At 72.9% G+C, this 13,451-nt stretch carries 13 protein-coding genes and 1 tRNA gene; 13 read left to right on the plus strand and 1 reads right to left on the minus strand.

All coding sequences use genetic code 11. The features are described 5' to 3' along the window. The first annotated feature begins 49 nt into the window (after positions 1 to 49). From ACIQUQ_RS21490 to ACIQUQ_RS21515, 6 genes are all read left to right on the plus strand, one after another. Positions 50 to 1,528: a S1C family serine protease gene (locus ACIQUQ_RS21490; RefSeq protein ID WP_403978102.1), complete on the plus strand. Its 1,479-nt coding sequence runs from the start codon at positions 50 to 52 to the stop codon at positions 1,526 to 1,528. Positions 1,529 to 1,629: 101 nt separating this feature from the next. Continuing rightward, the gene (locus tag ACIQUQ_RS21495) at positions 1,630 to 2,535 is read left to right on the plus strand and encodes a LysR substrate-binding domain-containing protein (protein ID WP_403978105.1); all 906 of its coding nucleotides are present in this window, start codon (positions 1,630 to 1,632) and stop codon (positions 2,533 to 2,535) included. Positions 2,536 to 2,626: 91 nt separating this feature from the next. Continuing rightward, entirely contained in the window at positions 2,627 to 3,199 is a 573-nt protein-coding gene (locus ACIQUQ_RS21500) for a cysteine dioxygenase (RefSeq protein ID WP_403978107.1), read from the plus strand. Then, positions 3,199 to 4,254: a YeiH family protein gene (locus ACIQUQ_RS21505; RefSeq protein WP_403978110.1), complete on the plus strand. Its 1,056-nt coding sequence runs from the start codon at positions 3,199 to 3,201 to the stop codon at positions 4,252 to 4,254. Before ACIQUQ_RS21500 ends, ACIQUQ_RS21505 begins: the two co-directional genes overlap by 1 nt. Before the next feature lie 180 nt (positions 4,255 to 4,434). Continuing rightward, complete coding sequence (locus ACIQUQ_RS21510) at positions 4,435 to 5,388, plus strand: trypsin-like serine peptidase (RefSeq protein WP_403978113.1); 954 nt, start codon at positions 4,435 to 4,437, stop codon at positions 5,386 to 5,388. Between the two features lie 63 nt (positions 5,389 to 5,451). Further along, positions 5,452 to 5,539 (plus strand) — tRNA-Ser (locus tag ACIQUQ_RS21515). A 61-nt stretch (positions 5,540 to 5,600) separates the two neighbouring features. Here the strand turns inward: ACIQUQ_RS21515 and ACIQUQ_RS21520 are convergent. After that, complete coding sequence (locus ACIQUQ_RS21520) at positions 5,601 to 7,070, minus strand: MFS transporter (protein ID WP_403978116.1); 1,470 nt, start codon at positions 7,068 to 7,070, stop codon at positions 5,601 to 5,603. A 383-nt stretch (positions 7,071 to 7,453) separates the two neighbouring features. Between ACIQUQ_RS21520 and ACIQUQ_RS21525 the strand changes: the two genes are divergently transcribed. From ACIQUQ_RS21525 to ACIQUQ_RS21555, 7 genes are all read left to right on the plus strand, one after another. Then, a complete protein-coding gene (locus ACIQUQ_RS21525) occupies positions 7,454 to 7,774 on the plus strand; it encodes a DUF6344 domain-containing protein (RefSeq protein WP_403978119.1) in 321 nt (106 codons plus the stop codon). Positions 7,775 to 8,135: 361 nt separating this feature from the next. After that, complete coding sequence (locus ACIQUQ_RS21530) at positions 8,136 to 8,453, plus strand: hypothetical protein (RefSeq protein ID WP_399944316.1); 318 nt, start codon at positions 8,136 to 8,138, stop codon at positions 8,451 to 8,453. Positions 8,454 to 8,633: 180 nt separating this feature from the next. Beyond that, positions 8,634 to 9,797 carry an acyl-CoA dehydrogenase family protein gene (locus ACIQUQ_RS21535; protein ID WP_403978122.1) on the plus strand — a complete coding sequence of 388 codons (1,164 nt, stop codon included), beginning with the start codon at positions 8,634 to 8,636 and terminating at the stop codon, positions 9,795 to 9,797. A gap of 17 nt (positions 9,798 to 9,814) precedes the next feature. After that, on the plus strand, positions 9,815 to 10,819 hold the full coding sequence (locus ACIQUQ_RS21540) for a bifunctional MaoC family dehydratase N-terminal/OB-fold nucleic acid binding domain-containing protein (RefSeq protein WP_403978328.1): 1,005 nt from the start codon (positions 9,815 to 9,817) through the stop codon (positions 10,817 to 10,819). Then, the gene (locus ACIQUQ_RS21545; protein WP_403978125.1) at positions 10,819 to 11,856 is read left to right on the plus strand and encodes an acyl-CoA dehydrogenase family protein; all 1,038 of its coding nucleotides are present in this window, start codon (positions 10,819 to 10,821) and stop codon (positions 11,854 to 11,856) included. The genes ACIQUQ_RS21540 and ACIQUQ_RS21545 overlap by 1 nt, the downstream gene beginning before the upstream one ends. Continuing rightward, entirely contained in the window at positions 11,853 to 12,236 is a 384-nt protein-coding gene (locus ACIQUQ_RS21550) for a MaoC family dehydratase (RefSeq protein ID WP_403978128.1), read from the plus strand. Before ACIQUQ_RS21545 ends, ACIQUQ_RS21550 begins: the two co-directional genes overlap by 4 nt. Next, positions 12,233 to 13,399 carry a lipid-transfer protein gene (locus ACIQUQ_RS21555; RefSeq protein WP_403978131.1) on the plus strand — a complete coding sequence of 389 codons (1,167 nt, stop codon included), beginning with the start codon at positions 12,233 to 12,235 and terminating at the stop codon, positions 13,397 to 13,399. The genes ACIQUQ_RS21550 and ACIQUQ_RS21555 overlap by 4 nt, the downstream gene beginning before the upstream one ends. Positions 13,400 to 13,451 lie beyond the last annotated feature (52 nt).

Here is a 13,451-nt window from a genome sequence, read left to right on the forward strand (position 1 = left end):
TGCGCAGCCTGACCGTACCCGACAGACCGTGTTTGACGAGGAGAGAGCCGTGAGCACCGAGAACGAGGGCAACGCGGCCCAGCAGCCCCCCGCGGCCCCGTCCGCACCCCCCGTGCCGGCCGCTCCTGCCCCCGAGCCGGCACCGGAGGCTCCGACGCAGCAGCTGCCGCCCAGCCCGGCACCGGAGGCTCCGACCCAGCAGATGGCACCCACCCCGGCGGCGACCCAGCAGATGCCGCCCACCCCGCCCACCCCCGTCGCGCCGGGCGCCCCCGCGGCGCACGCTGCTCCGGCCGCCCACAATGCCGCGGGCTGGCCGCCGCCTCCCCCGGCCGTGCCGGCGTACGGCGCCGGAGGCGCGGGCGGCGGAGCCCCCGTCTGGGGCGTCCACCCGGCCCCCGCCCCCAAGCCCAAGGGCCGCGGCGGCCTGGTCGCGGCGGTGCTGGCTGCGGCCCTGCTCGCGGGCGGCATCGGCGGCGGCATCGGCTACTGGGCAGCCGAGCGCAACGACGGGGAGATCACCTCCACCACCATCGCGGCCGGCGAGACCCCCAAGGACCTCAAGCGCGAGCCGAACTCGATCGCGGGCCTGGCCGCCCGGGCGCTGCCGAGCGTCGTCACGATCGAGGCGCAGGCCGGTGACGGCGAGGGCGGCACCGGCACCGGCTTCATCTACGACCAGCAGGGCCACATCCTCACCAACAACCACGTGGTGGCCTCCGCGGCGAACGGCGGAAAGCTTTCCGCGACCTTCTCCAACGGCCGTAAGTACGACGCCGAGGTGATCGGCCGGGCCCAGGGCTACGACGTCGCCGTGCTCAAGCTGAAGAACCCGCCCGCCGGGCTGGCCCCGCTCCCCCTGGGTGACTCCGACAAGGTCGCGGTCGGCGACTCCACGATCGCCATCGGCGCGCCCTTCGGCCTCTCGAACACGGTGACCACGGGCATCGTCAGCGCCAAGAACCGGCCGGTGGCCTCCGGCGACGGCGGTGGCGGCAAGAACTCGTACATGAGCGCCCTGCAGACGGACGCCTCGATCAACCCCGGCAACTCGGGCGGCCCGCTCCTCGACGGCCGTGGCGCGGTCATCGGCATCAACTCCGCGATCCAGTCGGCGGGCAGCGGCGGCTTCGGCGCGTCCCAGTCGGGCTCGATCGGCCTCGGCTTCGCCATCCCGATCAACCAGGCCAAAAACGTCGCGCAGCAGCTGATCAAGACCGGCAAGCCGGTCTACCCGATCATCGATGCCTCGGTGGACCTCCAGGCCCGGGCCGACGGCGCGAAGATCTCGGAGCAGGGTGTGGGCGGCGCCGCCCCGGTGGGCCCCAACGGTCCGGCCGCCAAGGCGGGTCTGAAGCCCGGTGATGTGATCACGCAGCTCGACGGCAAGCCGATCGACAGCGGCCCGACCCTGATCAGCGAGATCTGGACCCACAAGCCGGGCGACACCGTCAAGGTCACGTACGTCCGCGACGGCCGGAGCAGCACCGTCGACCTGGTCCTGGGAGCCCGGGAGGGCGACAGCTAGGCGCTCTCCTCCGGCCCCGGGCCGGAGCCGGTCCTGAAGTGGAGGGGCCGTGGGCGGGAATCCGCCTACGGCCCCTCCCAACGTCCGCTTATGCTTCGGGCGTGTTCGATTCGCGGCACATCAGGACATTCCACGAGGTCGTGACGGCCGGCTCCTACTCGGCGGCCGCCCGTGCGCTGGGCTATACCCAGCCTGCGGTCACCCAGCAGATGAAGGCTCTCGAACGCGCCGTCGGCACCCCGCTGTTCACCCGGGTCGGCCGGCGGATGCAGCTCACGGACGCCGGACAGTCCCTGGCCCGGCACGCGGAGACCATCCTCGGCAGCCTCTCCGCCGCCCAGCAGCAGATGAAGGCGTACGCGCGCCTGCGCACCGGCCGCGTGCGCCTGTGCGGCTTCCCCAGCGCCAACGCCACCCTGGTGCCGGAGGCCCTGAGCCGGTTGGCCAAGGACCATCCCGGCATCACGGTCGAGCTGCTGGAGGGCGAGCCGCCGGACTCCCTGCACCGGCTCCAGCGGGGCGAGTGCGACATCACCCTGGCCTTCACCTACCCCGGGCTGCACGAGGAGGTGCCGGAAGAGGTCACCGAGGTCCGGCTGCTGGAGGACCAGCTGACCGTCCTGCTGCCGCACGGGCACCGGCTGGCCCGGCGCAGGACCGTGCACCTCGCGGACCTCGCCGAGGAGAAGTGGATAGCGGGCTGCCCGCGCTGCCGCGCGAACCTGCTGCACGAGTGCGCCGAGCTGGGCTTCGTCCCCGACATCGTGTTCGCGACGGACGACAACCTGGTGGTGCAGAGCCTGGTCGCCCAGGGGCTGGGCGTGGCGATGACCCCGGCCCTGGTCCTGCCGTCACTCTCGCTGAGCAGGGTCTGCGGGCGTGCGCTCCAGCCCGCCGCGCGCCGGCACATCTCCGCATACGTCCACGCCGACCACCTGAAGATCCCCGCGACCTCGGTGGTCCTGGAGGAGCTGCGCCGGGTGGCGTCGAACCGGGTCGGCTGCTGAGCCCGGGCGCCCCGGATCCATAAGCACTGCTTGGGACTTCAGGTCAAAACTGGCGTTGGACGTGATGGAAGGGCCGCAGGACGCTGCCCTCATGACCATCACCACGGCATCCCCGGCCTACCGGCCCGCGGCCCGCGTCACCGCGCGGATGGCCGCCCTGATCGGTGAGATCCGCACGGTCGCCGACCGCGGCCTGGCCCCCGACCTCACCGCGTACCTGGTCGGTGAGCGGCTGGCGCCCCACCTGGGCGCGGAGGACCTGCTCACCACGGAACAGCAGGAAGGTGACCCCGACCGCTACCGGCAGCACATCGTGCACGCCGAGGCGGACGGCAGCTTCTCGGTGGTGGCGCTGGTCTGGCTGCCCGGTCAGGAGACCGCGATCCACGACCACGTGTCGTGGTGCGTCGCCGGGGTCCATCAGGGCCAGGAGAGCGAGCGGCGCTACCGGCTGGCGCCCGGGGCGGGCACGGCCGCCCGGCTGGTCGCGACCGAGGAAGTGGTCAACGGTCAGGGCGAGGTCTGCGGCTTCGCGCCGCCCGGTGACATCCACAAGGTGCGCAACTCCTGTACGTCGACCGCGATATCCATCCACGTGTACGGCGCCGACATAGCCCGCCTGGGCAGCAGCGTCCGCCGCGTCTACACCCTCCCGGCCGACTGATGGCGCTGCTGAACCGTCCGCGCACCGAAGCGTCCGGCCGGTTGCCCGCGGTTGTTTCACGTGAAACACGAAGCTGGCCAGGGCTGTTGACCGCGGTGCTGGGCGCGGCGCTGGCCTTCGGGGTGCACGAGCTGGTGCCCGCCGTGCCGATGCTGACCGCTGCGGTGGTTCTGGGGATCGCGGCCGCCCATCTGCCGCGGGCGCGGGGCTTCGTACGGGGCCGTGGCAGGCCCGGGCTCTCCCTGGCGGGGCGCCGGCTGATGCGCATCGGCATCGTGCTGCTCGGCCTCGGGCTCGGGCTGGACCAGGTGCTGCGGCTCGGGTGGGGCACGGTCGCGATGGTGTTCGCGGTGGTGGCGGCCACCTTCTTCGGCACCCTGTGGCTGGGCCGGCGGCTCGGGCTGCGGGGGGACCAGCCGCTGCTGATCGCGACGGGGTACTCGATCTGCGGGGCCTCCGCCATCGGTGCGGTGAGCGAGGTGTCCGGGAGCGATGAGGAGGACGTGGCCGCGTCCGTGGCGCTGGTGACGCTGTGCGGGACCCTGGCGATCGCCGTACTGCCGCTGCTCCAGGCACCGCTGGGGCTCGGGGACCTGGCCTTCGGCCGGTGGGTGGGGGCCAGCGTGCACGACGTCGGCCAGGTGGTGGCCACGGCGCAGACCGCGGGGGCGGGGGCGCTGGGGGAGGCGGTGCTGGTCAAGCTGATGCGGGTGGCGATGCTCGCCCCGCTGGTGGCCGCGGTGGCCTTTGCGATGCGGGCCCGGCGGGCAGGGGTGCGTACGGCTTCGGGCAAGCGTCCGGCGCCGGTGCCGCTGTTCGTGGCGGGCTTCCTGGTCGCCGCGCTCGTCCGGGCGACGGGAGTGCTGCCGCCGCTCGCGCTGGAGGTGGCCCACCGTGCCCAGGAGGGGCTGCTGGCCGCCGCGCTGTTCGGGCTGGGGAGCGCGGTGCACCTGCCGACGCTGGTGCGGACGGGTGGCCGGGCGGCGCTGCTGGGGCTGAGTGCCTGGGTGGTCGTCGCCGGGGTCTCGTACGCGGGCGTCCTGCTGACCGTATGACCACGGAGATCCGGCCAATCCCTGGCCGGATCTCAAAGACTGAGACGACGCGCACCTGACAAGCGGCGCGTCGCCGTGGCACGCTGCCGAGCGCAGTACCGCACGCCGATCCGCACCGCTCTTCATCCCCCACCCTGCCCGGACCGCTCCGGCCACCGGGCACGGCCGAAGGAGTCATGCGTGAGACGCCATCGCACTGCCGCATCCGTCCTGCTCGCCGCCGGCGCACTGATCGCGGGCATCGTCTCGGCCGCGCCGGCCGGTGCCGCCGATGCGCCCACGTCCTTCCGCCCGCAGCACACCGCGGGCTTCTGGACGGCCGAACGGATGCGCGCTGCAAAGCCGCTGGACCTGACGCTCGCGCCGGGGACGGCCCTCAGGACCCCGAAGACCACGGGCGTACCGACCACGATCGCCCCCACCCCGGCGACCGCCGTCGCCTCTCCGACCGCGTTCCCGCAGGCGGGCGGCGCGTGGACGGGCGGCGGGGCGGTCGTACGCACCTCGGGCCGCGTGTTCTTCACCTTCCAGGGTCGTACGGCCTCCTGCTCGGGCGACTCGGTCACCAGCCAGAACGGCAGCACGGTGATCACCGCCGGGCACTGCGTGAAGTACCAGGGCGCGTGGCACACCAACTGGGTCTTCGTGCCGGCGTACGACAACGGGAACGCGCCCTACGGCCAGTGGTCGGCGACGAAGACCTTCGCGACCCCCCAGTGGGTGGCCAGCGAGGACATCAACTACGACGTCGGCCTGGCGGTGGTCGCGCCGCTGAACGGACAGAAGCTCAGCGCGGTCGTCGGGGCCCAGGGCATCCAGTTCAACGGCGGCTACAACAAGCCGATGTACGCCTTCGGCTTCCCGGCGGCTTCCCCGTACGACGGGTCCAAGCTGGTCTACTGCTCGGGCAGCAGCGGCAAGGACTTCCTGTTCTCGAAGGACCACAGCCTGGGCTGCAACATGACGGGCGGCTCCAGCGGCGGCCCCTGGTTCTCGAACTTCAACGAGTCGACGGGCACCGGCCTCCAGGTCTCGGTGAACAGCTTCGGCTACACCTTCCTCCCCAACCGCATGTTCGGCCCGTACTTCGGCGCCGAGGCGCAGGCGATCTACAACACGGCCCAGACCTCCTGAGCCCCCAAGACCCTCCCCGGACCCGTTAGGCTGTAGCCCGCTCCGCCCCACCGGCGGCGCACGGGTGGGTTGCCCGAGCGGCCTAAGGGAACGGTCTTGAAAACCGTCGTGGCGCAAGCCACCGTGGGTTCAAATCCCACACCCACCGCCACAGGTCACCGAAGTGGCTGGTCAGAAGGGGTGCCCCTCGCGGAGGGGCGCCCCTTCTTCGTTCAGGCCGGTGGGGTGTCGGTCGGGCGGTCCGGCGGGCCGGTGGGGATGGTGTGGGCCGTGGCTGCCGCCGCTGCCGCGTAGTGGGCGGGGGTGGTCGGGCCCGTGGGGCGGATGCGGCCGACCAGGAGGGCCAGGGCGACGCCGAACGCGCAGAACAGGGCGAGGCCGATGGCGGCGCGGGAGAACCCGGCCGCGAGGGCGTCCGCCGCGGCCGTGCCGCTCGCGTACTGGTGGGCGTAGACCGAGCTGAAGAGGGCCGCGGTGACGGCGGTGAGGACGGCCGCGCCGACGTAGCGGCCCATGTTGGAGATGCCGGAGGCGGCGCCGACCTGGTCGTCCGTGACGCAGGCGGTGGCCACGGACGACGAGGGACCGTTGGCCAGCCCCAGGCCGACGGCGAGCACGACCAGGGGCACGACGAACGTCGCGTACTCCCAGGACGCGGTCACGAAGGCGAACACCGCGAGTGCCACGGTCGCGATCCCGAACCCGCCCGCGATCACCCTGCGCGCGCCCAGTCTGTCGACGAACCGCGTGATCAGCGGCGCGGTCACCACGATGCCGGCCGCGGCGGGCAGCGTGGCCACGCCCGCCTCCAGCGGTGACATGCCCAGGCCGTCGGGGTTCTGGAAGTAGAGGCTGCACACGTACATGACGGCGTTGATGCAGCCGGCGACGACCAGGATGGCGACGCTCGAACCGACCAGGAACTTGTTGCGCAGCAGCGCCAGGTCGATCAGAGGGGTGCGTACGCGCTTCTCGACCAGCACGAAACCGACGACCGCCACGGCCGAGACCGCGAAGCAGACCAGGGTCGGGAGGCTGAGCCAGCCCCAGTCCGCGCCCTCGGTCACCGCGAACACGAACGGGACGAGGACGGCGGCGACCAGTGCCGTTCCGGCCAGGTCCACGGAGCGGGGACGCGAGGGGTCGCGGGACTCCGGGACGGTGCGCAGGGTCAGCGGCACGCAGGCGGCCGCGATCGCCGCGTCGATCCAGAACAGGCCCTGCCAGCCCGTGACGTCGACGAGCACGCCGCCGAGCAGGGGTCCCGCGGCGGCGCCGGCGGCCGAGGCGGCGCCCCAGAGGGACACCGAGCGCATCTGTGCCTCGCCCGAGGAGTTGGCCGACAGCAGGCTGAGCCCACAGGCCAGGATCGTCGAGCCGGCCGCGCCCTGCACCGCGCGGCCGCCGATCACGGCGCCGGCACCGTCGCCCAGTGCGATCAGCACGCACGAGACCACGAACAGCAGCAGGCCGCCGATGAAGATCCGGCGACGGCCGAAGATGTCGCCCAGCGCCCCCGAGGTGACGATGACGGCCGCGCCGACCAGCGAATATCCCGTCACGGCCCACTGGAGGGTGGCCAGGGAGGCGCCGGTGTCCTCGCTGATGGCGGGCAGGAGGATGCTGACTGCGGAGGTGTTCGCGTTCACGACGAAGGCCGAGACGCAGGTCGCCGTCAGCACGCCCCTGGCCGTCGCCGCGGGGCCCCCGCCAGTGGACCCGCCGCCCCCGCCCGCGCTCATCTGACGCCCCGGCCGCTGACGAGGAGTCCGTCCACCATCGATCTCTCCAGGCACATACGACCATCCGCCCGCCCGCAGCCCTGCTGCCGTTCCGACGCCACCGACTCCATTCGATGATCGCCGCAACGCCCCGGATCCGCCTGCCCAGCCGGGTCCCGGTCCGAGCGCGGAGACCGCGGGCAGGGGCCGGAGGGGCGGGTGGGGCCAGGCGGGTGGTGTTTGTCGGAAGATCGGGGTGGTGGCAGGAGGGCTGCGGGTTGCGGGCACATCATGACGAATGTATGCAGATCCGCCCGTCGGAATTTGGGACCCGAGGAGCAGTCATGACCAGCAGCCGTGCCACCTCGTTCTGGACCGCCTTCTTCGCCGCCGTCGCCGCCGTTCTCCTCGGTCTCTTCCGAGGACGGTCGCGCAGCGCGCAGGCGGCAGCCGTCGCCCCGGCCCCCGCGGCCCGCGCCGCCGCCGTCCCCTCCGTACGGTTCCCCTCCTCCCGGCGCTCCCGCCGCTCCCGCGCCGGCCGCACCGCGCTGCCCCCGACCATCAAGCAGCGGATCCGCGCCGAGGCCCACGGCGCCTCCCCCGCGGTGCGCCGCAGCAGCTCGGGTGTGTCGTCCGACGCGGAGCGGTACGAACTGACCGCCTAGCGGTGCGCCGGGGCGCACAGGGGGCGCATCCCTGACGGGACGCGGTCGGCAGGCGGTCGCCCGGAGCCATGCCGGGGCGAGCGCCGAGGCCCTGGGAGCAGGACGCCGGCGGAACGCTTCACCTCTTGCGGCACAAGGGTTTCGAGGTCTCGACCGCCCAGGAAGTGCCGGTTTGGGGGCGTGACCGGGGTTTATCCGATGTTGCTCATGCTTGAGAGGGAATCAGGGACAACGGGGTGGTTCGCCGGGGATTCGGTGGGCAACTCTGGTCTCGCGACGTCGTCAGCACGGAAAGACGGCAAGGCGGTCGGCCAACTGCCTTGTGCCACACCGTACTTACGCTCCCTGGAGGATCAAGAACATGGCAAGCATCCGTACCGCCCGCGTCATCGCCGCCGTAGCCTCGCTGCCCCTCGCCGCCGCTCTCTTCACCGGCGTCGCGCAGGCCGACATCGGCGTCGGCTCGTACGCGGACAACGGATCGAACGCGAGCGTCGCGGGCATCCTCGGCAGTGGCGTGGGTGGCGACAACAACGGCAACTCGTCCACCTCGCAGCAGGTCGCGACCGGCTCCGGTGCCTCCAACCAGAACAACACGGCTCAGGTGAACGGTTCCGCGTTCACCGCGATCCACCAGAACAACTCCAACGTGGCGGTCAACTTCCACCCCTGGTGGTAGCCCTGTCCCAGTCGTGAGCGCCTGCGGGACCGGACTGGCTGGGGTCCGGTCCCGCGGGCGTTTCCGCGTACCCGTTCCCGCATGCTCCGGGGCTGCCGGACGGGGAGACTCCTTGACAGTCGTACGGGATCTGACGGAGAGTCAGAAACCCACACCCGTACGTCCGGGAGGCCGCCCGCCGTGCACCTCGCCCCGACCGAGCAGCAGCTGTCCCTGCGCGCGGAACTGCGCTCGTACTTCCGTGAGTTGATGCCGGAAGGCCCCCCTCCGGCCGACGACCCCGAGCGCCAGCGCGCACTCCTGCGCCGGATCGGCGCGGACGGGCTGCTCGGCCTCGGCTGGCCCGTGGAGTACGGCGGCCAGGGTCGCGGCCCCGACGAGCAGTTCGTCTTCTTCGACGAGGCGTACCGCGCGGGCGCGCCCGTCTCGATGGTCACGCTCAACACCGTCGGCCCGACCCTGATGAAGTACGGGACCGACGAGCAGAAGGCCTACTTCCTCCCCCGGATCCTCAGGGGTGAGATCGTCTTCGCCATCGGCTACAGCGAGCCCGAGGCCGGCACCGACCTCGCCTCGCTGCGCACCAGGGCCGTCCGCGAGGGGGAGAACTGGCTGGTCGACGGCCAGAAGATCTTCACCTCCAACGCCCAGAACGCCGACTGGATCTGGCTCGCCTGCCGCACCGACCCCGACGCGCCCAAGCACAAGGGCATATCGATCATCCTCGTCCCCACCGAGGACCCAGGCTTCTCCTGGACCCCGATCGACACCGTCGGCGGCCTCACCACGACCGCCACGTACTACGACGGGATCCGCGTCCCCGCCACCAACCTCGTCGGCGCCGAGAACCAGGGCTGGGGCCTGATCACCAACCAGCTCAACCACGAGCGCGTCGCACTGGCCGCCATCGGGATGCAGTCCGAGGAGTTCTACGAGGCCGCGCTCGCCCACGCGCGCACCCCCGACCCGGTCACCGGCGAGCGCCCGGCCGACCGCCCCTGGGTGCGGTCCCGGCTGGCGGAGGCGCACGCCCGGCTCGCCGCGGTACGGCTGCTCAACTGGCGCCTCGTCCAGGACGTGGGCGCGGGCACCCTGGCCCCGGGGGACGCGAGCGGGGTGAAGTTCCTGGGCACCGAGTCCACCGTCGAGGTCTACCGGATCTGCCAGGAGATCACGGGCGAGGCCGGCCTCATCCGGGCCGGATCACCGGGGTCGACCGCCGACGGGGAGCTGGAGCGCATGAACCGCGCCGCCCAGATCAACACCTTCGGCGGCGGAGTGAGCGAGGTCCAGCGGGAGATCGTCGCCATGATGCGGCTCGGCATGAAGGGGAGGAAGCGGTGAGCGGCGGGGAGCGCGCGGTGTACGCGCAGGAGGGAGAGGGCGGCCCCGACGGCCTCCACGACCTCCTCAAGGAGTTCGAGGGCAGGCCCGCGGCGGAATCGGGCCGGGGCAAGGACCCCGTCAACCCGGCCATGATCCGCCACTGGTGCGAGGCGATGGGCGACACCAACCCCGCGTACACCGGGGCCGACGCCATCGCCCCGCCCACCATGCTCCAGGCCTGGACGATGGGCGGGCTGTCCGGCCACACCGACCGGTCCTCCGCCTACGACGAGCTGTTCGCGCTGCTGGACGCCGCCGGTTACACGTCGGTCGTCGCCACCGACTGCGAGCAGGAGTACCTGCGTCCGCTGCGGCCCGGAGACGAGATCACCTTCCACGCGGTGATCGAGTCCGTGTCCCCGCTCAAGACGACCAAGCTGGGCAGCGGGCACTTCGTGACCACCCGCACGGACGTCCGCGCCGGCGGCGAACCGGCCGGCACCCACCGCTTCCGCATCCTCAAGTACGCCCCCGCACGCCCGAAGGCCCAGGCGGCCCAGGCGGCCCAGGCCACCGGGACCGCCCAGACCGGGACCGCCCAGACCGGGACCGCCCAGAACGCCCCGGAGGACGCGGCCCGGCCCCGCCGCCCCCGCCCCGTCGTCAACCGCGACAACCAGGGCTTCTGGGACGGGGTCCGGGAGCACCGGCTGCTCATCCAGCGCTGCACCGGCTGCGGGACCCTCCGCTTCCCCTGGCTGCCGGGGTGCAACGCCTGCGGCTCCCCGGACTGGGACACGGTCGAGGCCGGAGGCGCCGGCACGGTGTTCTCGTACGTCGTCATGCACCACCCGCCCTTCCCGGCCTTCGACCCGCCCTACGCGGTGGGCCTGGTCGAACTCGCCGAGGGCGTCCGGATCATCAGCAACATCACCGGCGTCCCCTACGACAAGGTCCGCATCGGCATGCCCGTCCGGCTGGAGTTCCTGCGCGTGGACGACGACCTCGAACTGCCCGTCTTCCGAGGGAGCGAAGGCTGATGGACTTCACGCCGACCGAGGAGCAGCGCGCCGCCGCCGAGCTCGCCGCACAGATCTTCGGCGACCTCTCCACCCACGAGCGCCTGGGCGCCGCCGGCACCGCCACCGACGCGGAGCTCTGGAAGGCCCTGTGCACCTCCGGGCTCGTCGCCGCCGTCGAGGAGGTAGGCCTGCTCGGCCTGGTCCTCCTGCTGGAGGAGCAGGGCCGCACCACCGCCCAGGTCCCCCTCGCCGCCACCGCCGTCTACGGGATCCTCGCCCTCACCCGCCACGGCAGCGCGGCGCAGCGCGCCGAGCTGCTGCCCGCCCTGGGCGAGGGCACGGCCGTGGCCACCGGCGCCTTCCCCGCGCGGGGCACGGTCCGCGCCGCCGACGGCCGGCTCACCGGCACGGTCCCAGCCGTGCCCTGGCTGCGTGACGCGACGCACGTGCTGGTCCCGGACCACGACCGGGCGCTGTGGCTCGTACGGACCGCCGACGCGCGGACCGAGCCGGTGGAGACGACCGCCCCCTGGGCCGCCGGACGGCTCACGCTGGACGGCACCGCGGCGGAGCCCTTCGGCGCCCCGGGCGCGTACGACGAGGTGCTCGCGACCGCCCGCACCGCATTCGCAGGCCTCCAGGCGGGCGTGTGCGCCGGCTCGCTGGCCCGGGCCGTCGCGTACACCTCGACCCGGGAGCAGTTCGGCCGCCCGCTCTCCACGAACCAGGGCGTCATGCTGCGCGCCGCCGACGCCTACATGGACACCGAGGCCATCCGGGTCACGGCGTACGAGGCCGGCTGGCGCACCGACGCGGGGTTGCCGGCCCGGGAGCACGCGCTGACCGCGGCCTGGTGGGCGGCGGAGGCGGGCGTCCGCGTGGTCCACGCGGGCCAGCACCTGCACGGCGGCATGGGCGCCGACCTGGACCACCCGGTCCACCGGCACTTCCTCTGGGGCCGCCAGCTGGCCGCCCACCTGGGCTGCGGCGCCGAGCTGCTGGCTGAACTCGGCGCGGTCCTCGCCGCCCCCACCCCCGCGAAGGAGCAGGCATGAAGGTCGGCGACACCCTGCCGCCGCTGGAGATACCGGTCACCCGCACGCTGATCGTGGCCGGCGCGATCGCCTCCCGCGACTACCAGGACGTGCACCACGACGCGGAGCTCGCCAGGGAGAAGGGCTCCCCGGACGTCTTCATGAACATCCTGACGACGAACGGCCTGGTCGGCCGGTACGTCACCGACCACCTCGGCCCCCGCGCCGTGCTCCGCAGGGTCGCGATCCGCCTCGGCGCCCCCAATTACCCCGGGGACACGATGACGCTCACCGGCACGGTCACCGCCGTCCAGGACCGCACGGTGGAGATCAGGATTGTCGGCGCGAACGGCATCGGCCACCACGTCACCGGTACCGTCACGGCCGAGGTGAGCGCATGAGCGTCCGCAACCGCGACTCCCTCGGCGGTCGCGCCGCCATCGCCGGGATCGGCGCCACCGAGTTCTCCAAGGACTCCGGGCGCTCCGAACTCAAGCTCGCCGTCGAGGCCGTGCACGCGGCGCTGGACGACGCCGGCCTGACGCCCGGCGACGTCGACGGCATGGTCACCTTCACGATGGACACCAGCCCCGAGATCACCGTCGCCCAGGCTGCCGGGATCGGCGAGCTGTCCTTCTTCTCCCGCATCCACTACGGCGGCGGCGCGGCCTGTGCCACCGTCCAGCAGGCCGCGCTCGCCGTCGCGACCGGAGTCGCCGACGTCGTGGTCTGCTATCGGGCCTTCAACGAGCGCTCGGGCCGCCGCTTCGGTTCGGGCGTGCAGCACCGGGAGGCGTCGGCGGAGGGAGCGGCACTGGGCTGGTCCCTGCCCTGGGGACTGCTCACCCCGGCCTCGTGGGTCGCCATGGCCGCACAGCGCTACCTGCACACCTACGGCCTGACGCCCGAGGCCTTCGGGCACGTCGCCGTCACCGACCGCCGCCACGCGGCCAACAACCCCGCCGCCTACTTCCACGGGAAGCCGATCACGCTCGCCGACCACGCCGCCTCGCGCTGGATCGTGGAGCCGCTGCGGCTGCTCGACTGCTGCCAGGAGACGGACGGTGGCCAGGCCCTGGTCGTCACCTCGGTCGAGCGCGCCCGGGACCTGCGCCAGAAGCCGGCCGTCATCACCGCTGCCGCCCAGGGCGCGGGCCGCCGGCAGGAGGGCATGACCAGCTTCTACCGCGACGACCTCACCGGCCTGCCGGAGATGGACGTGGTCGCGCGTCAGTTGTGGCGGACCAGCGGGCTGCGGGCCTCCGACATCGACGTCGGCATCCTCTATGACCACTTCACGCCGTTCGTGCTGATGCAGCTGGAGGCGTTCGGCTTCTGCGGCCCGGGCGAGGCGGCCGACTACGTCGCCGCGGACGCCCTCCCCCTCAACACCCACGGCGGGCAGCTCGGCGAGGCGTACCTCCACGGCATGAACGGCATCGCCGAGGCCGTCCGGCAGCTCCGGGGCACCTCGGTCAACCAGGTCCGGGGCGCCGCCACCACCCTGGTGACCGCGGGCACGGGCGTCCCCACCTCGGGCCTGATCCTGGGCGCGGACGGCTGACGGCACCGGGACCCTCCCGGCCTCCTCCACCTTCAGGAGGTCGGGAGAGCCC

This window comes from Streptomyces sp. NPDC101118 (genome assembly GCF_044759445.1).
Classification (GTDB): Bacteria; Actinomycetota; Actinomycetes; order Streptomycetales; family Streptomycetaceae; genus Streptomyces.